Source organism: Serratia grimesii NBRC 13537 (assembly GCF_001590905.1).
In the GTDB taxonomy this organism is placed as follows: domain Bacteria; phylum Pseudomonadota; class Gammaproteobacteria; order Enterobacterales; family Enterobacteriaceae; genus Serratia; species Serratia grimesii.
This window is the reverse complement of the sequence record NZ_BCTT01000004.1, coordinates 22,095-39,507: the sequence shown is the minus strand read 5'-3', so window position 1 is coordinate 39,507 and position 17,413 is coordinate 22,095. Positions and strand designations below refer to the sequence as shown.

The window sequence follows — 17,413 nt, the reverse complement described above, 5'->3', positions numbered from 1 at the left end:
ATAAAAGGATGCATGAAGATGCTGAGAGGTAAAAGAGCTGTTATTACCGGTGGAGGCGGAGGATTTGGTCAGGCGCTGTGCGTGTGGTTGGCGCGAGAAGGCGTCGAAGTGGATTTTTGCGCGCGGCGGGCTGATGATATTCAAAAAACCTGCAGCATCATCACTGCTGAAGGCGGCATTGCAAAAGGATATATCTGTGATTTAACCCAGCCTGAATCCCTTTCTCAGTTTTCTTCACAGCTGTTAACTTCAGACAAGCCCATAGACATTTTAATCCTCAATGCTGCTCAGTGGTTGTCAGGAACGCTAGACGATCAACCTGACACAGAAATTATCAATACCATCAGTTCAGGCCTGACAGGTTCGATCCTACTGACTCAGGCATTGTTGCCTGAGTTAAGACGTTCAGACAGCGCTGATATCGTCTCAATTATATCTGCATGTGGGATTCCGAATTTTACGGATTCAATTGCGCATCCTGCTTTTTTCGCCAGCAAACATGGGCTTAGCGGGTTTACAACTAAACTGTCCCAGCAGTTGTCCGAAGAAAACATACGTGTTACTGGGTTGTACCCACCGGATTTCGAACTTAGTGGGTTAGATACATTTGTCGATAATCAATCCAGAATGGGGGAGCGTCTGATGAATGGGCGATCGATCTGGGAAACGATTCGTTTTGTGCTGGCTCAACCTCGCAGTTGCCATATAAGTAGCATCTACTTTCAAGGTCCAACGCGCGAAGACCTGAAGGTTAGGGGCTGAATTTGGTGACGTTGAACAGAATAGTCAACGTCCATTTTCGCTCACAGCTGAACAAGGTTCGATCATTTGATGCTGTTCTTCCTTTAAGGAAGGTGACTCACTCACTCTGCCTCGTAAGGGGCATGAATAACTTCGTGATAATTGTCTATGTTTCTATCCGCCGTTCCGCGAGAGCATGTCTTGCTGCGTTTGATGCCCATTCATCGGATTGGTCCAGGTGTTCAATCTCTGACTCTGCTATCGGCGTTACACGGATCAGCGGAACTGAACCGAAAGGCAAATTATCAATCCTACGACCATCACGGCTGAGAATGATCCGGGTCATTGGGTTATAATCGCCTGTAAGAGTGCAAAACAGGATTGCTCCATATTTTTCAACATCGGCAGCGATCTCATGCCCATCGGCAACGAGATCTCCTAAGCTAATTAATAGATGAGCCCAGTCATCAATCTGATGGCTGGTAATATCCGAAGCATCTAATTCCATGAAAAGTTCGCATCCTACGCCATTTTCCGGGTCTGCAATGCCGGCCCAGGGCGTCGAGAGGCCATCAGTGGCCAGCGTTAATTTGGTGTTACTCTTAGTGTTGATCACCCGGCGATGGGGCCCGAACCATTTCGTCTGGTTGTGTACATTTACGTCACCTCGTTCAGCAGCAAAGCCATCTGAGACGCCGCCATACATTTCCCAAAAAGCTCGCCTTGCTACAGCGGCTGCCTCATAAATCGGGTTTTGAGGACCGCGCGGTACAATTGCCTCGTCGAATATTGTGTCAACCGTAACGCGCCCCCGTACTAACGGTATTTTAGACCTTGTCCAGCGAACAATAACCTTATTAAAGGGCTGTATCCGTGATGCTTCGAGTTTCTCGACAACCTCCTGGATCTTCTGAAAGGAGTGGTTACCCTCTGCAACGTGACTCCCGTCTGCATACATGTAGCCTCCGGACCGTGAGGAGACTCCAGCCTGCTCGGTGATAAAGAACCATTCTCCGTTCACAGCGCCTGCGGGCGCCTTGTCTAAGGCCGGGCGTAAGTCCCTTGCCGCATCAGAGTTTGAATATGCTGTCATGTCTGTCCTTTAACTTCATGTTTATGCATCTTACTTATTTTAAGCTTTTAAAAATTATAGTATTACTTACCTTTCGGCCCGACAAACCGAAAAACGTCTGCCGGGATCAGCTACCTTCAGCCTGCCGACGAGACCAGTCCACTCCACTCAATTTTCTCTAATGAAGCAGCACCTTACGTACACATTCCCGGTTTTGTGCGCCAAAGTATTGCGCAGGGGACGGGAACATGGCTGAGTTGCGACTGTTTATGTAGACACTCTTGTGGGAGCAAAAGTGCCTACTTCCGCTTCTCGCTAAAGTGGACCTCTGTGGCTCACCACTAGGTAAAGGATGAAGTACCATTAATCCACTCGCTATCAGGATAGTATTTACTCTGGAGCTTTCAGCCGAAAGCGTTGCTTAGGAACAAAACGGGGGCTGCGGGAGCAATGACATTGTTATTGGGAGATGGGAAGGAACAGAGATCCAATAATTAGGCTAATGTCGGTGCGGCTGTTTTCTGCCACAGACTGAATTTGCTACCATTATCACCGTAAATGGACGTCATGCGCTTTCAGTGAGGCAGTTCGTAACGAAAAATAGGGATATATCGCTAAAGCTATGTCTGAAACCACCACCAAAAACTTTCCAGCGCGCCATGGAGCTCCGTGGGGTAAAGAAGAATTTCAGCAACTGATCTTAGCAATAGAGCAGGGTCTCACGCTAAGTGAGCTTGCCGAACGTCATCAGCGTACGTTTGGAGGTATATATGGCGCGATTAAGCGTTTGCTCCCCTCTGAATTTTGCCAGAACAACAATATTGCTTCAGTGTGTGATCTGGCGCGCTATTTCAACGAAACACGAAGTCAAGAACGGGCATGTCTTATCAATGCCCTGCGTCTGTCTGCTGCAACAGAAAAAGCCCCGGAAAAAAAACAAGAAATAGGGATACCACAGAGGGTTGGTGAGCAAGCTGTTTCGTCATGTGCAGCGATGCCGGGAGCGAGCGGTAAAACGCCAGACGAAAAGCAAATAACAGATTTCGTCCCCAACACGGAATTTCTGGATTATGTAGCCAGTGAATCCGATGTCATCATGCTGGTTAGTGCGGCTGTGGAGAGTTTATCTAAGGAGCGCGATCGTGATGTTCTTCTGATGCGTTTCGGCATAGATGAGTATCCCCATACACTCGCTGAGATCGCCATCAAATGGGGCGTTTCCCGTGAGAGAGTCAGACAAATTCAGGAGCGGGCCTTCAGGCGGCTAGCGGCTAAGTCTCGCTTTGAGGGAACCCCCGGCGCCGCTCTTAAAAAGCTTATTATCGCAGTCAGTGATTCCTCGTATGAAATAGCGATATGGGCGCATCGTATCGCTCACCGTGATTTTATGACGTCGCCTGAACTGGCCGCGAAGTTCATTCTCTGCACTGCCGGTATTCTGAAGGTTAAGAGAGTGGAAATTGTGGGATTCTTCTCCACTATTTCACGACTACAAAAGACAAAGTTGCGCGAGCTGGACCGGAGTCGAGCCGCGAAAGAGAGAATTGAATCTGTGCTCAGCGGCTGGTTAAATAATACAGACTGGCCCTCAGTCATCGCTCCGCCACCACCGGCAGCGCAGCTCTCTTCTCAGCGAGTAGTCAATGATTCGGATATCGCCGGTCATTTTTACTCACAGAAGCTCGAACGCGTCGTCCAGTACGAGTCCGGACTTGAGCTAGATATCATGACGCTGTTGGAGCGCAGCGACCAGGTTTCCTTTTATCAGGAACAACCCGTTGCTATTCCGTACAGTTTTAAAGGCAAACTCCGAAAGTATTACCCGGATCTGCTCGTTGCGACCCTTGATGGCCGGTGCCTGCTTGTCGAAGTTAAACCAACAGACAGCATGGCCTTAAGCATCAACTGTGCAAAAGCCATTGCGGGTCGGGCATGGGCGCACGCGCGAGGGTGGGGATGGCTGGTTGTCAGCGATCGACATACGTTACGGCAACTGGAAGAACATGTCATCCCTGCGGCTAAATGGACGCTGATAGAAAACGAACTGAACGCATCTGGGGTTCTGACCTGGCGCGACATGATGGGGTTATGCACGCGGCATGAACTTACACGGTTCGATCTGACGGCGTATATCATTCAGTCAGGTGCTGAGGTAGACAGATCCTACCGCATTACTGCGCGAAATGCCCATGACACCGTGCTGGCTATACTGGACTGAGCCCGTGAGCTTTCTAAAATGGGTCTATTTACAGAAACATTATCCGTTAAATACGGGTGTAGACAGCTCTGTAAATACCTGGCTTGGTCAGCATGACGAACGCTCATTCACCGGACATTAAGTGGTGCTACTGGAGCAATAGTGAGGATACATGCCCGCTTTGTGCCAGAGGCGGATGTTATGCTAATCAATGATGAGATGGTCAGGCTGGATAGTCCGTTTGGCCAGTTTCTTCTGAAGTATTATGACCATTACAGGAAATCCAGCTGCGGCTAATGCACTTACAGCTAACAGTCTGTTTAGATTTTGCGTTGTTATTCCCTGGTCAGGTAGTAATAAGGAAGACAAAAAGAATGCGAGAGTTGTTATCAGGGACATAATTGCTGCCTGTAGTGAAGAAAAACTGGCTCGTTGTTCATTCTCAGGATACTGGACAGCAACCGACGAAGCGGAAACAAGTCGGCTATATGAGGCTCCAAGAAATAAGGTTATAAATAGAAATGCATTATGATAGTCCATCGCAGGAATCAGCAAACTTGCTACAAAGAACAGCGTTGAAATTGTTGCCAACATCAGAGCAGATAAACGCGATGTTAGAACACCGGTTATTTTTGTAGACAGATAACCTGCAATCCCTCCACTTAAGAACAATAAGGGTAATAGGTTTTGTTGTGCTCCCATATACTGCGTCATTAATGGCGTCAAAATCGGAATAATTAGCATTGGGCTAAATTGTACTATTGCAGCACAAGAGGCGAAAAGTAAGGTTTGGGTATCAATAGATAGATTAACCTTCACGCTTGATGGAACCGTATCCTTGGGGATAATAAATACTATCAACGGTAAAGACAGTAGGCAAAGTGAGCTGATTAACCACAGCGCAGTATGCCAACCATAGTGCGTGCACAAAAATAATATAGCTGGCATGCCGACGATACTCACCATCGAGAATGATGCAATCACCGTTGCCAGCATTTTTCCACGTAAGTTCGCTGGGGCATAGTTTATCAAAATGCTCGTACCCACCCCCATTGTCGTACCACCAACCAATCCTGCGCAAAATCGTAGTACGAGTAGAGTGTCAAAATGAGTCGTGAGTGTGGACAAAAATGTTAATGCACACAGCAGCACCATATTATTGACCAAGAATTGTTTTTTATTAAACCGGTCGATCATATAAAAAGCAATAATTCCAGAAAGGACAGCACCCAGTGTGTACATACCAGAAACATAGCCAGAAAATGATACAGGAACCGAAAATCCATCGGCCATAAAAGCAAAAACAGGCGTCAACGCCATGTATTCCAGCGCATTAGTGAACTGGATAAAAGCCATTACAATGGCTATCCGCATGAGAGTTTTATGGTTAAACGTCTGTGTGGCCAGTGGCATAGCAAGCAACCTATGGATAAAAGATACCCTGAGTTTAACCGCTATCAATGGTATGTATTATATGGTAGAAATGGCATTCATTATTATCAAATATGGGATAGTTGATGCGTTCGGCTCTTGATTTTAATACCCTAAAAGTATTCATTGCTGTGGTTGAAAGAGAAAGTTTTGTCGGGGCATCGAAAGTCCTTGAAATGCCGACATCAAATGTTAGTCGTTGTATTTCTCAGTTAGAAGAAAAACTGAATCTTCAGCTTATTGAGCGCAGCACCCGACACATGAAACTCACCCAGGCGGGGCACCTACTCTATACCCGAGCGAAGCCATTACTGGAGGCACTTGAGCAAACTGAGACAGAATTAACGTTGCGGCAAATGCAACTCAAGGGCCCATTACGCATCTGTATTCCCAATGAAATAGGCCCTGCATTGCTGGGTTCTGTTGTTGCCGATTTCGCCTGTCTGTACCCGGATCTGGAGATCAGCTGTGTCACAAATTTGTCGGGCCTCGAATCCCTGCGAGATGATTTGGATTTAGCTATCATTATTACCCGGGGTCAGATGGATGACAGTGACTACATAGCTCGTCATCTGATGACTATCCCTTGCACCGTTGTTGCAGCTCCCTCCGTCATTCAGCGTTATGGTACCCCTTCTCATATCCAGCAATTTGAAGAATTACCCTGCATTACAACGGTAAGTGCACTGAAAGGTGCCCCCTGGCAGTTTGTCAATACAAAGGGAGGATTCGAGACAATTAAGGTTAATGGGCATTATCGGGTAAACAGCGGAGAGATGGCAGGACGGGCTGCGGTATCAGGTGTCGGTTTTGCAATTCTATCGAAACAAGCCTGCCAACCCTACATTAGCGATGGACGGTTAATCGAGGTTGAGTTTGAACAATCGGCAGCCCCATTGCAATTGTTTGCACTTTATTCAGATCGGCGTTACTTGCCCGCTAAAACAAGAGCGCTTATTGATTTCATGCATCAGAAATTGAGCAATATATCCTTAGCAACATAAGGTGGCATCGTTTCACTGTGAGGCTGGCACTATGCGAAACGGACATTAAACGCGCTTTTATAACACTTGGCCATAGTACCAACGTTCGCCTGTAAACCATTCATCGGGATCGTCACCGCCATAGTATTCAAGCGAGGTCCCCAACTCCTGTACATTCTCTGGCAGAGTTAATCCCCATTCTTCAGCAAGGCTACGCCCCGTAATGATCGATGAAGCCACATTTTCAGAAGTGCTTTCGCATATGAAACCCTGATAGTACTCTTCAGAATGGTAAAGACAGACTTCGCTGGTAAACATATCCGGGAGGCAGATAACAGAAGTAATTCGCGGGCTGTAGCTCGAGCCGGCTGTTGCAAGTATTAAATTAGAACATGCGTCAATTAACGCTTGCGCGCAGGCTGCTTTGGTTTTCTGGACACTGTGTTTTCCCTCAACAAGATTGACATCTACAGGAATTTTGTAGTTCCAGTAGCGTTGGTCTTCTGGAAAATCTGCGAGGATTGGATCATGGAAGGTTTCCGCCCAACGGTTAAGCGCTTTTAAGCGGCGGGGAATATTTCTTATTTTAGTACGGTAATCTCTGTTTAGACGCCTACTCATCTATTTTAAGCTTCCCTATCTGTTCAAACAGTCCTGACTAAAATCATAATTTAGAACTGTGCTGTCCCTCTTCGATAGCTTAAATATTACCAGTAATACCTGTGTTGTCACTTGGCAACCGTCACAGATTGGAACGCTGACATATCCGGCACAGGCTCCTAACCACCGATAAAAAAACAAAAGCAAAAATCCCGCTCAGGTTTCCCTGAGCGGGCTTCTCTAAATATGGCTCCTCTGACTGGACTCGAACCAGTGACATACGGATTAACAGTCCGCCGTTCTACCGACTGAACTACAGAGGAATCGTGTGAACGGGGCGAATAATAGCGGGGTGGTGCGGCTTTGTCAAAGCACTAAACTACGAAAAAAGTGTGTTTGCTGTCGTAATGAGCATGTTGCGTTGTTTTTCGGCACTCATCTTGTTTATCCACGCTGTTTTTCACCCAAAAATCCCCGGCGTTGGGTTTGCACCGGCCATTGCACGCTTCTGGTGCGCAGGGCGATATCGCCGTAGATGAACGGATAATACCGCAGAAAAATATTGCGACGAGTTAGCCAGCAGATCCCCTCACAGAGCCTCCTGACGGCGCTGAAACCTCGCATTTTCTCTCTGATATGTAGGATGAATGGACAGAAAATATGTATTGGCCGTCACAATGGCTAGATTTTTGCTTGTTTAAATGCGGGGAATGCGACTGCGCTCTCGCGCAAATTATTTTCGCCGTCTACACATAAAGTGATTGCTCCACGCCTCTGGGCGTTCCGCTATACCTGTGATACTTGAAGCCGTATCGGTGTTCTCGCCGCTTTGATACAGCGCCAATTATTTGGGATCTAAAAACAGTGCTGAGGAATACAACAATGTCATCGAAATTGATTAAAAGTCCGCTCGCTGCTCTGCTTATCGGTTGTTTAGGTTCTGCTTTTTATGCTCAGGCCGATATCGTTATCGGCGTCGCCGGGCCGTTCTCTGGGCCGAATGCGACCTATGGCGATCAGTATTGGCGTGGTGCTTCGCAGGCGGCAGCGGATATTAACGCTGCAGGCGGGATTAAAGGGGAAAAAATCAAACTGGTTCAAGGGGATGACGCCTGCGAACCTAAACAAGCGGTCGCCGTTGCCAACCGTTTGGTGGATCAGGACAAGGTCGCGGCGGTGGTGGGGCACTTCTGCTCCTCCTCCACCATGCCAGCCTCCGAGGTGTATGACGAGGCCGGCATTATCGCCATCACCCCCGGCTCAACCAACCCGCAGATCACCGAGCGCAACATGGCCAACATGTTCCGCATGTGCGGTCGTGATGACCAGCAAGGGGTGATCGCCACCAACTACATGCTCAATACTCTGAAAGCCAAACGCATCGCGGTGATCCACGACAAAGACACCTACGGTCAGGGGTTGGCAGATGCCGCCAGAGCAGAGATGAACAAGCGCGGCGTGAAGGAAGTGCTGTATGAAGGGCTGTCACGCGGTGAAAAAGACTTCAACGCACTGGTGACCAAGATCGCCTCGGTTAAACCTGACGTGGTCTATTTCGGTGGCTGCCATCCAGAGGCTGGGCCATTGGTGCGCCAGATGCGTGAGCAGGGCGTGACCGCCAAGTTCTTCTCCGGTGACTGCATCGTGACCGAAGAGCTGGTGACTGCTGCCGGTGGGCCACAGTATACCAACGGCGTGCTGATGACCTTCGGTAACGATCCGCGCCAGATTCCGGAAGGTAAAGCAGTGATCGCCAAGTTCCGTGCCAGCGGTTTTGAACCAGAAGGTTACACCCTCTACTCCTACGCCTCTATTCAGGCGATCGCCGCGGCGTTCAACGCGACCGGTGGCAAAGACAGCGCCAAGGCCAGCGAATGGCTGAAATCGCATGATGTGGATACCGTAATGGGCAAAAAGGCCTGGGATAAGAAGGGCGACCTGAAGGTATCGGATTACGTGGTCTACCAATGGGACGATAAAGGCAAATATCACCAACTCTAAAATCCTCGGCGTCTTTCAAGCCACAGCGTTGTTGGCTGCATACGTTCCCCCAGTCACTTAGTGAACCTAAGCTTCTGGGGACTCCCGTACTTGCCGCCTAACTGTCACTTGAAATTCATAGAGGATTAACCCATAAGCGGATCCGCGTGTTTGGCGGGTCCGCGCCGATACTTCCCTTGGGCCGCGTCTGCACCAGCTTGCGGTCCCACCAGGCGAGACTGCTCATTATGGATGTTTTCTTTCTGCAACAGTTGATCAACGGCCTGACGCTCGGCGCGGTTTACGGCCTGATCGCCATCGGCTACACCATGGTTTACGGCATTATCGGCATGATTAACTTCGCCCACGGCGAGGTATACATGATTTCCGCCTACCTTTGCGCCATTGGGTTGGCACTGCTGTCGTTCTTCGGCCTGCAATCCTTCCCGCTGCTGATCCTCGGCACGCTGGTATTTACCATCGTCGTTACTGGCGTGTATGGCTGGGTGATCGAGCGTATCGCCTACAAACCCTTGCGCAACTCTACTCGTCTGGCACCGCTGATCTCCGCCATCGGCATGTCGCTGATTTTGCAAAACTACGCGCAAATCAGCCAGGGGCCGCGCCAGCAAGGGATCCCGACGCTGCTGGACGGCGTGTTCCGCCTCAACTTTGACGGCGGGGTGATCCAAATCACTTACACCAAGGTGTTTATCCTGGTCGCCTCACTGCTGGGCATGGCTATCCTCACTTACATCATTCAGCACACCCGCCTGGGGCGTATCTGCCGCGCGACCCAACAAGATCGCAAGATGGCGTCCATTCTGGGTATCAACACAGACAGGGTGATCTCCCTGGTGTTCGTGATTGGTGCCGCCATGGCTGGTTTGGCCGGGGTGCTGATTACCATGAACTACGGCACCTTTGATTTCTACGTCGGCTTTATCATCGGCATTAAAGCCTTCACCGCTGCGGTGCTGGGCGGTATAGGTTCGTTGCCCGGTGCAATGCTCGGTGGCCTGCTGCTGGGTGTCGCGGAGGCGCAGTTTGCCGGTATGGTTAACTCGGATTACAAAGATGTATTTTCCTTCGGCTTGCTGGTGGTGATCCTGATTTTCCGCCCTCAGGGCCTGCTCGGACGACCAATGGTCGCTAAGGTTTGAGGGGAAAACTATGTCGCAATCTCTGGTTCACCAAGGGCTGAACATTAAACGCAGCCTGCTGGACGCCGTATTGGCTGGGCTGATCGCCCTGATCGTGTTTGGGCCGATCGTCGGTATTGTTCTCAACGGATACAGCTTTAATTTTGAGCCGCGCCGTCTGGTGTGGATTATCGCGGCGGTGATGGCTGGGCGACTGCTGCTAAGCCTGTTTTTGCAGACCGCACCGGGCCGCAAGCTGTTAACGCGCTTTGACGGCGGTAACGACGGCGTCTATGTCCGGCCGATTGGGGCCAAAACCAGTCTGCGTTGGGGAGTTCCGTTAATGGCAGTTATCGCGCTGTTGTTCCCGTTTATTGCCACCAAGTACCTACTGACAGTAGCAATACTGGGGTTAATTTACGTATTGCTTGGGCTGGGGTTGAACATCGTTGTGGGCCTGGCTGGGCTGCTTGATCTGGGCTATGTGGCGTTCTACGCCATTGGTGCTTATGGGTTGGCGCTGGGTTACCAGTATCTTGGGCTGGGGTTCTGGGCGATGTTGCCGCTGGGGGCATTGATGGCCGCGCTGGCCGGTGCGCTGCTGGGGTTCCCCGTGTTGCGTATGCACGGCGACTATCTGGCGATCGTCACGCTGGGCTTCGGGGAAATTATCCGTCTGGTGCTGAATAACTGGATGTCGCTGACCGGTGGCCCCAACGGTGTCTCTGTACCGGCCCCAACGATTTTTGGCCTGGAGTTTGGCCGGCGAGCGAAGGACGGCGGCGTACCGATCCACGAATTCCTCGGGATTGCTTATAACCCTAATCTGAAGTTTATTTTTATCTATGCCGTGCTGTTTCTGGTGGTGCTGCTGGTGCTGTATATCAAGCACCGGTTGACGCGTATGCCAATCGGCCGCGCCTGGGAGGCACTGCGCGAAGATGAAATCGCCTGTCGTTCTCTCGGGCTGAACCACGTTCTGGTGAAGCTGTCGGCCTTTATGATGGGCGCCTCCACCGCCGGGCTGGCCGGGGTGTTTTTCGCCACTTATCAGGGCTTCGTCAATCCCACCTCATTCACCTTCTTTGAGTCGGCGTTGATCCTGGCGATCGTGGTACTGGGCGGCATGGGGTCGACCATCGGCGTGGTGCTGGCGGCGTTTGTGCTCACGGTGGCGCCTGAGCTGTTGCGCAGCTTCGCCGAGTACCGGGTGCTGCTGTTCGGCGTGTTGATGGTGGCGATGATGATCTGGCGGCCACGTGGGCTGGTGCGCATCAGTCGTTCCAGCTTTGCTCCGCGCAAGGGGGTAGAGCCATGAACGACGCTATCCTTAAGGTTGAGCATCTGATGATGCATTTCGGCGGCATCAAGGCACTCAATGACGTCAATCTGGCTGTAGAGCGCGGTTCCATCACCGCGCTGATTGGCCCCAACGGTGCCGGGAAAACCACGGTATTCAACTGTCTGACCGGTTTTTATCGCGCCACCGGCGGCGCGATCCTGCTCAACACCCATAAGCGGCCGACCGACGTGATCCAGGTGTTGGGGCAGAAATTCCGCGCCGGTGACTGGGTTAACCCGAAACGCCTGGGCTCGCGCGTTTACTACAAAATGTTTGGCGGCACCCACCTGGTCAATCGTGCCGGGCTGGCGCGCACCTTCCAGAACATCCGTTTGTTCCGCGAAATGTCGGTGGTGGAGAACCTGCTGGTGGCGCAGCACATGCTGAGCAACCGCAATCTGATCGCCGGCGTGCTCAATACGCCGGGTTACCGCCGGGCAGAAAGCCAGGCGCTGGATCGTGCCTTTTACTGGCTGGAAGTGGTGGAACTGGTGGACTGTGCAAACCGACTGGCGGGGGAAATGTCCTACGGCCAGCAGCGACGGCTGGAGATCGCGCGAGCAATGTGCACCACGCCGGAGATGATCTGTCTCGACGAACCTGCCGCCGGACTGAACCCGGTGGAGACGGCGACCCTGAGCCGTATTATCCGTTTTCTGCGCCAGCATCACGGCATCACGGTGCTGTTGATCGAACACGATATGGGTATGGTAATGGAGATCTCCGATCGGGTGATCGTGCTTGATCACGGCGATGTGATCGCCGAAGGCACGCCGAAAGAAATCCAGCATAACGATTCGGTGATCGCCGCTTACCTTGGCGCAGATGAAGAGGAACTGGCGGGATGAGCAATGTGATGTTGGAGTTTCGCAGCGTGGACGTGTTTTACGGTCCGATCCAGGCGTTGCAGCAGGTCTCGTTGCAGGTGAATGAAGGGGAAACGGTGGCGCTGATTGGCGCCAACGGTGCGGGTAAGTCGACGTTACTGATGTCGATTTTCGGTCAGCCGCGTATCAGCGGCGGGCAGATCCTGTTTCGCGGTGAGGACATCAGCCAGCGTTCTACCCATTATGTCGCCAGCAGCGGCATCGCTCAGGCCCCCGAAGGGCGGCGTATTTTTCCGGACATGAGCGTGGAGGAAAACCTGCTGATGGGCACCATTACCATTGGCAATCGCTATGTAGATGAGGATTTGTTGCGCATGTTCGATCTGTTCCCACGTCTAAAGGAGCGGCGTAACCAGCGCGCGATGACCATGTCCGGCGGTGAGCAACAAATGTTAGCGATTGCCCGGGCACTGATGAGTCGACCAAAACTGCTGTTGCTGGACGAGCCGAGCCTGGGATTGGCACCGATCATCGTCAAACAGATCTTCAGCATATTGCAGGAGTTAACCCGTGGGGGCATGACGTTGTTTCTGGTGGAACAGAATGCCAACCATGCGCTGAAGCTGTCCGATCGCGGCTATGTCATGGTCAACGGCCAAATCCGTCTGACCGGTAGCGGCGCAGAGCTGCTAAACGATCCGGAGGTGAGGAAAGCTTATCTGGGCGGCGCCTAGAACTGGCGCTGGATCCAGCGTACGTTCAGCCGCACCAGTGCGATGATGCCACTGGACAGGATCCGCAGCCCGGAGGGTAAATCGCGGCGGCGGATATCCAGCAGCAACACGGTGCGCACCTCAGCGCTGTCATTCCAGACTTCGTGTTCGAAGGTATCGTCCCACAGCATAAATTCTCCGTCGTTCAGGCGGTATTCTTGCCCGTCAACTTTCAACACGGCGGCAGGCAGACCATCGGCACGTTTAGGCATCGATAACACCAGATAGCCACGCAGAATGCCGCGGAACGGGCCACGGTGTGCCGGCACTTGTTTCCCGGGTGCCAGGAAGGACAGCGAAGCGGAAAGGACGTCGGGGGATGAGGCAATCAGCCCAGCCAATGTTGGGCAGCGTGCCAGATTACGCGCAATCGGCTGGCCATAGGCTTTCATGATAAACATACGCCAGTCGCGCGCATCATTGTCGGAGATCGACGCCTGTTCGATCATAATCTCGTGAAATCGCGGAATATTACGCAGATCTTCCGCTACGGTCAGCGCCTCTTCACGTATCTGTTGCCACTGGCCGGTAAAGCGCTGGGCATCAGGGAACAGGTGTGCACTGTCGAGCACGGGTGTACCGCTAATGCGACGATCGTAAATACGGCGTAATGCCAACACGGACCAATCATAGATAGCTGACATAATGACCTCAATAGAGTAACCAGATTTCTCGCCGTCTCTTGATATTATTATTGTTTAATATGCGACTGTCGGATGATTAATTCTCCGGTATACAACGTTTGTCCGCCGGGTTCGAAAGCCTGTGTCAGACAATGAATGCCTTCGGCAATCAGCGACTGCATGGGTTGGCGGTAGGTGGTTAACTGGTAGCTGGGGGAGGCGGCCAGCTCAATGTCGTCAAAGCCCACCACGGCAATGGGTGCGCAGTCCGGCAGGGCACGCATGGCGTCGATCACGCCTACCGCCAGAATATCGTTTTCACAAAAAATCGCCTCAACCCGCTGTTCCGGCGGGGTGGCGGCCAGGTAGGCCGTAAACGCCTCCATGCCGCAGAGGCGTTGATAATGCGGAGCCTGTAGCACCACGCTGATGTCACGTTGTTTCTCCGCCAATGCTGCACGAAAACCGTCAAGACGGCGTAACTGGGTGGATTCACTCACTGGCCCTGCCAGATACCCCATGCGTTGATGACCCTGCGCGAGTAACAATTCTCCGATTTCTTGCCCGGCCTGATAGCCATTGGTCGCCAATACCTGGATATACGGGCTTTCGCTGTAGCGATAAAGCACCACCAGCGGAATATGGTGAATATCCTGCGCCAGCGTAATTAGCCGGTCATTGAGCAGGGTGCCAAGAAACAGCAGGCCGTCCACCTGCATTTGATCGGCCAGCGTCAGCACCGATTCATAGTCGTTTTCCGAGGTGATGTTCAGCAGCAATGCCATATAGCCGCGGCTTTGCAAGTGCCGGGTGACTTCGTCCAGCAGCGTAAAGATATGCGGGTTTTTCAGTTCGTCCGCCACCAGCCCGATAATGCGGGTGCTTTTTTTCGACAGGCTCCGCGCCAGCAGATTAGGGCGATAACCCAATTCGCGTGCTGCGGTTTGAACGCGCAGCATCGCCTGCGGCGAGATCGATGCGCCGTCCGTAAAGGCGCGCGATACCGTCCATTTAGACACGCCGGCGCGGGCTGCCACATCACTGGCCGTCGCTTTACGTGCAGTCGGTGCCGGGATAGAACCGGGTTTTTTCGCCATCATTTTTCGCTCGTGAAGAAAAAACGGTATGGGTTCAACAGATTAGCACAGCGCTGTCAGATGCGGGAGTGACCGCCGCACGCGGTGGAATCTATGGGGCAAACCGGGCAAGGCTCAGGATCCTTTTATCGGCAATGTGTGATCCTAAGCAGCAGATTTCTCATAGCGTATTTGACTTATTTTTAACCATCTCCAATAGTCCATCGCAAGTGGCATTTGTTTTGCGGTCAAGTTGCCACCTGATTTTGCACCCGGGTGCATTCAAATTTGCACCCGGGTGCAATGCGGCAGAATTATTGGCAACGTTAGACTTCGGGAGCAACTATGTTGAATGGCGAAAGAAGAACGGCACGTCCTCTGCGTTGGGCAATGGTCGGTGGTGGGCGGCTGGGGCAGGTGGGTTACAAGCACCGCTGTGGCGCATTACGGGATAACACGGCTTTTGTGCTGGTGGCGGGGGCATTTGATATTGTGCCGGAGCGTGGCCGTGAGTTTGGCGTAAATCTGGGGGTTGACGCTGACCGTTGCTACGCGGATTACCGCACGCTGTTTGCTCAAGAGGCGCAGAGAGAAGACGGGATCGAAGTGGTATCCGTGGCCACGCCTAATGGCACTCACTATGAAATCACCCGTGCAGCGCTGTTGGCTGGGCTGCACGTCATCTGTGAAAAACCGTTGTTTTTTACCCGTCAGGAGGCCTATGAAATCAAGGCGTTGGCGGCGGAAAAAAACCGTATCGTTGGCGTAACCTACGGTTTTTCCGGCCATCCGTTGTTGCTGCAAATGCGTGCCATGATTGCCAGTGGGCAGATCGGTGAAGTGCGCATGGTAGACCTGCAATACACCCACGGTTTTAATGCCACGGACGAAGTTGATCGTCTCAGCGAAGCGCAAAAATGGCGTATCGACCCCAACATCTCCGGCCCCAGTTTTGTACTGGGCGACATTTCCACCCACACCTATTACCTGTCTCAATTGGTTATGCCGCAAATGCAGATCCGTGAACTGCTGTGCGATCGGCAAAGCTTTATTCCTTCGCGCGCGCCGCTGGAAGACAACGCACTGGTGATGATGCGCTACGCCAATGGCGCGGTGGGGCGGATGTGGGCCTCGTCGGTCAATGCCGGTGCAATGAGTAGCCAGCGCATGCGTATCGTCGGATCCAAAGCCAGTCTGGAGTGGAGTGATGTCAATCCCAGCGAGCTGCGCTATGAGGTGCAGGGGCAACCGAACCAGACACTGTATCGCGGCATGCCATATCTGGACGAGACCTGCAACGCCTGGGAGCGGTTGGGGGCGCTGCATACCGAAGGGCTGACCGAGTCCTGGGCCAACATCTACCTGAAATTTGCTCTGGCGATTGATGCCTGCAACCGGGGCGATCGGCAGGCGCTGGCGCAATTGGTGTATCCGGATATCGACGCCGGGATCGACGGTGTGCGCTGGATTGAAAACTGCGTACGTTCCGCCAACGAGGGTGCCCGCTGGGTGGCCTTCGAATAAACCTTTCTTTGCGGAGACATAACATGAAGCTTTCTTTCTGTACCGATAGTCTGGGCCACCTGCCGTTTGAAGCCATGTTGGATCGATTGGGTGAACTGGGCGTTTTTGGCGTGGAAATGACCACCGGCGGTTGGTCTTCAGCACCGCATCTGGATACCGTTACCTTATTACAGGACGCCGGCAAACGTCGGCGGTTGCTGGCAGCATTAGAAAGCCGCGGCATGAAAATTGCCGCGCTGAACGTTTCTGGCAACCCACTGGATCCGGGTGTATTGGGGGAAAAACATCGCCATGATACCGACAATACCTTGGCGCTGGCCGCTAGCCTGGGGGTAAAAAAAATCGTCATGATGAGCGGATTACCACCCGCATCGCCCGGTGACAGCATCCCTAACTGGATCACCTATACCGTCAGTTGGCCACCGACGCTGAAAAACTGCCTCGATTATCAATGGAACGAAGTGGCGATCCCCTATTGGCAGCGGCTGGTGGATAAAGCGCAGGCGTTCGGTATCGAAAAGTTTGCGCTGGAAAACTTCAGTTCCATGCTGGTGTGGAACCCGGACACATTGTTCAGGTTGCGTGACGCGGTAGGGCCGATGGTGGGGCTAAACCTTGATCCCAGCCATCTGATTTGGATGGGTGCTGACCCTATTGCGGTTGCCCGGCGCTTAGGCGACGCGATTCATCACGTGCACGGCAAGGACGTGCGCTTGGAAAGTGGCATGATGGCGGTCAACGGGCTATTGGAAACCCGGCCAGTGGAACAGGTTGCGGAGCGTGCCTGGAACTATGTCGCGGTTGGCTGCGGCCAGGATTTGCAGTGGTGGAAGGCATTTTTCTCGGTAGTCCGCATGATGGGCTACAACGACTGGGTATCGTTAGAGATGGAAGATCTGACGATGTCCGTCGATGCCGGCATTACGACTTCGGTTGATGCATTAAAACACTGTATTAGTCAGTAAACCGCGTTCTGATCCGCTAATGGCTTGCCAACGAGCAGACCATTAGCGGAAAAAACTGTAGAAAAAAACACCCCAATAAAAGTGTGACGCATATCGCATTTGTCCCACCGATTGGTTAAAATATCGCTACTTCCCGC

At 52.2% G+C, this 17,413-nt stretch carries 15 protein-coding genes and 1 tRNA gene; 10 read left to right on the top strand and 6 right to left on the bottom strand.

Going from position 1 to position 17,413, the window contains the following annotated elements; translation table 11 throughout:
• Window positions 1-18 precede the first annotated feature (18 nt).
• Window positions 19-762: an SDR family oxidoreductase gene (locus SGR01S_RS04700; RefSeq protein ID WP_061806706.1), complete on the top strand. Its 744-nt coding sequence runs from the start codon at window positions 19-21 to the stop codon at window positions 760-762.
• A 145-nt stretch (window positions 763-907) separates the two neighbouring features.
• On the opposite strand, the gene SGR01S_RS04695 is transcribed toward SGR01S_RS04700, so the two are convergent.
• A complete protein-coding gene (locus SGR01S_RS04695; protein ID WP_061806705.1) occupies window positions 908-1,834 on the bottom strand; it encodes a hypothetical protein in 927 nt (308 codons plus the stop codon).
• Window positions 1,835-2,435: 601 nt separating this feature from the next.
• Between SGR01S_RS04695 and SGR01S_RS04690 the strand changes: the two genes are divergently transcribed.
• Entirely contained in the window at window positions 2,436-4,031 is a 1,596-nt protein-coding gene (locus tag SGR01S_RS04690; RefSeq protein WP_061806704.1) for a sigma factor-like helix-turn-helix DNA-binding protein, read from the top strand.
• Window positions 4,032-4,214: 183 nt separating this feature from the next.
• Here SGR01S_RS04690 and SGR01S_RS04685 read toward each other — a convergent pair whose 3' ends face one another.
• Window positions 4,215-5,423: an MFS transporter gene (locus SGR01S_RS04685; RefSeq protein WP_061806703.1), complete on the bottom strand. Its 1,209-nt coding sequence runs from the start codon at window positions 5,421-5,423 to the stop codon at window positions 4,215-4,217.
• Window positions 5,424-5,527: 104 nt separating this feature from the next.
• On the opposite strand from SGR01S_RS04685, the gene SGR01S_RS04680 reads away from it, so the two are divergent.
• The gene (locus tag SGR01S_RS04680) at window positions 5,528-6,445 is read left to right on the top strand and encodes a LysR family transcriptional regulator (protein ID WP_061806702.1); all 918 of its coding nucleotides are present in this window, start codon (window positions 5,528-5,530) and stop codon (window positions 6,443-6,445) included.
• Window positions 6,446-6,502: 57 nt separating this feature from the next.
• Here SGR01S_RS04680 and SGR01S_RS04675 read toward each other — a convergent pair whose 3' ends face one another.
• Together SGR01S_RS04675 and SGR01S_RS04670 are read right to left on the bottom strand one after the other, a co-directional pair.
• On the bottom strand, window positions 6,503-7,045 hold the full coding sequence (locus SGR01S_RS04675) for a DUF3916 domain-containing protein (protein WP_061806701.1): 543 nt from the start codon (window positions 7,043-7,045) through the stop codon (window positions 6,503-6,505).
• Between the two features lie 226 nt (window positions 7,046-7,271).
• Window positions 7,272-7,347 (bottom strand) — tRNA-Asn (locus SGR01S_RS04670).
• 559 nt (window positions 7,348-7,906) lie between these two features.
• Between SGR01S_RS04670 and SGR01S_RS04665 the strand changes: the two genes are divergently transcribed.
• The 5 genes from SGR01S_RS04665 (at window position 7,907) to SGR01S_RS04645 (ending at window position 13,049) form a co-directional block, all read left to right on the top strand.
• Entirely contained in the window at window positions 7,907-9,025 is a 1,119-nt protein-coding gene (locus SGR01S_RS04665; RefSeq protein WP_037416975.1) for a branched-chain amino acid ABC transporter substrate-binding protein, read from the top strand.
• Between the two features lie 227 nt (window positions 9,026-9,252).
• Window positions 9,253-10,167, top strand: coding sequence for an ABC transporter permease subunit (locus SGR01S_RS04660; protein WP_017893418.1), 915 nt, complete (start codon window positions 9,253-9,255; stop codon window positions 10,165-10,167).
• Between the two features lie 10 nt (window positions 10,168-10,177).
• Complete coding sequence (gene livM, locus SGR01S_RS04655) at window positions 10,178-11,464, top strand: high-affinity branched-chain amino acid ABC transporter permease LivM (RefSeq protein WP_061806700.1); 1,287 nt, start codon at window positions 10,178-10,180, stop codon at window positions 11,462-11,464.
• Entirely contained in the window at window positions 11,461-12,336 is an 876-nt protein-coding gene (locus SGR01S_RS04650) for an ABC transporter ATP-binding protein (RefSeq protein ID WP_061806699.1), read from the top strand. Before livM ends, SGR01S_RS04650 begins: the two co-directional genes overlap by 4 nt.
• Window positions 12,333-13,049 carry an ABC transporter ATP-binding protein gene (locus tag SGR01S_RS04645; RefSeq protein WP_037416984.1) on the top strand — a complete coding sequence of 239 codons (717 nt, stop codon included), beginning with the start codon at window positions 12,333-12,335 and terminating at the stop codon, window positions 13,047-13,049. The genes SGR01S_RS04650 and SGR01S_RS04645 overlap by 4 nt, the downstream gene beginning before the upstream one ends.
• Here the strand turns inward: SGR01S_RS04645 and SGR01S_RS04640 are convergent.
• Together SGR01S_RS04640 and SGR01S_RS04635 are read right to left on the bottom strand one after the other, a co-directional pair.
• Window positions 13,046-13,732 carry an aspartyl/asparaginyl beta-hydroxylase domain-containing protein gene (locus tag SGR01S_RS04640; RefSeq protein ID WP_061806698.1) on the bottom strand — a complete coding sequence of 229 codons (687 nt, stop codon included), beginning with the start codon at window positions 13,730-13,732 and terminating at the stop codon, window positions 13,046-13,048. The genes SGR01S_RS04645 and SGR01S_RS04640 overlap by 4 nt on opposite strands.
• A gap of 47 nt (window positions 13,733-13,779) precedes the next feature.
• Entirely contained in the window at window positions 13,780-14,811 is a 1,032-nt protein-coding gene (locus SGR01S_RS04635; RefSeq protein ID WP_061806697.1) for a LacI family DNA-binding transcriptional regulator, read from the bottom strand.
• 321 nt (window positions 14,812-15,132) lie between these two features.
• Between SGR01S_RS04635 and SGR01S_RS04630 the strand changes: the two genes are divergently transcribed.
• On the top strand, window positions 15,133-16,311 hold the full coding sequence (locus SGR01S_RS04630; RefSeq protein WP_061806696.1) for a Gfo/Idh/MocA family protein: 1,179 nt from the start codon (window positions 15,133-15,135) through the stop codon (window positions 16,309-16,311).
• 23 nt (window positions 16,312-16,334) lie between these two features.
• Window positions 16,335-17,276 carry a sugar phosphate isomerase/epimerase family protein gene (locus tag SGR01S_RS04625; protein ID WP_061806695.1) on the top strand — a complete coding sequence of 314 codons (942 nt, stop codon included), beginning with the start codon at window positions 16,335-16,337 and terminating at the stop codon, window positions 17,274-17,276.
• Window positions 17,277-17,413 lie beyond the last annotated feature (137 nt).

What these genes read in the sequence shown, in the direction of transcription:
- livM (WP_061806700.1), top strand. Translation starts at nt 10,178, where the DNA reads ATGTCGCAATCTCTGGTTCACCAAGGGCTGAACATTAAACGCAGCCTG.
- SGR01S_RS04660 (WP_017893418.1), top strand. Translation starts at nt 9,253, where the DNA reads ATGGATGTTTTCTTTCTGCAACAGTTGATCAACGGCCTGACGCTCGGC.
- SGR01S_RS04690 (WP_061806704.1), top strand. Translation starts at nt 2,436, where the DNA reads ATGTCTGAAACCACCACCAAAAACTTTCCAGCGCGCCATGGAGCTCCG.
- SGR01S_RS04650 (WP_061806699.1), top strand. Translation starts at nt 11,461, where the DNA reads ATGAACGACGCTATCCTTAAGGTTGAGCATCTGATGATGCATTTCGGC.
- SGR01S_RS04645 (WP_037416984.1), top strand. Translation starts at nt 12,333, where the DNA reads ATGAGCAATGTGATGTTGGAGTTTCGCAGCGTGGACGTGTTTTACGGT.
- SGR01S_RS04640 (WP_061806698.1), bottom strand. Translation starts at nt 13,732, where the DNA reads ATGTCAGCTATCTATGATTGGTCCGTGTTGGCATTACGCCGTATTTAC.
- SGR01S_RS04625 (WP_061806695.1), top strand. Translation starts at nt 16,335, where the DNA reads ATGAAGCTTTCTTTCTGTACCGATAGTCTGGGCCACCTGCCGTTTGAA.
- SGR01S_RS04685 (WP_061806703.1), bottom strand. Translation starts at nt 5,423, where the DNA reads ATGCCACTGGCCACACAGACGTTTAACCATAAAACTCTCATGCGGATA.
- SGR01S_RS04665 (WP_037416975.1), top strand. Translation starts at nt 7,907, where the DNA reads ATGTCATCGAAATTGATTAAAAGTCCGCTCGCTGCTCTGCTTATCGGT.
- SGR01S_RS04695 (WP_061806705.1), bottom strand. Translation starts at nt 1,834, where the DNA reads ATGACAGCATATTCAAACTCTGATGCGGCAAGGGACTTACGCCCGGCC.
- SGR01S_RS04635 (WP_061806697.1), bottom strand. Translation starts at nt 14,811, where the DNA reads ATGATGGCGAAAAAACCCGGTTCTATCCCGGCACCGACTGCACGTAAA.
- SGR01S_RS04630 (WP_061806696.1), top strand. Translation starts at nt 15,133, where the DNA reads ATGTTGAATGGCGAAAGAAGAACGGCACGTCCTCTGCGTTGGGCAATG.
- SGR01S_RS04680 (WP_061806702.1), top strand. Translation starts at nt 5,528, where the DNA reads ATGCGTTCGGCTCTTGATTTTAATACCCTAAAAGTATTCATTGCTGTG.
- SGR01S_RS04700 (WP_061806706.1), top strand. Translation starts at nt 19, where the DNA reads ATGCTGAGAGGTAAAAGAGCTGTTATTACCGGTGGAGGCGGAGGATTT.
- SGR01S_RS04675 (WP_061806701.1), bottom strand. Translation starts at nt 7,045, where the DNA reads ATGAGTAGGCGTCTAAACAGAGATTACCGTACTAAAATAAGAAATATT.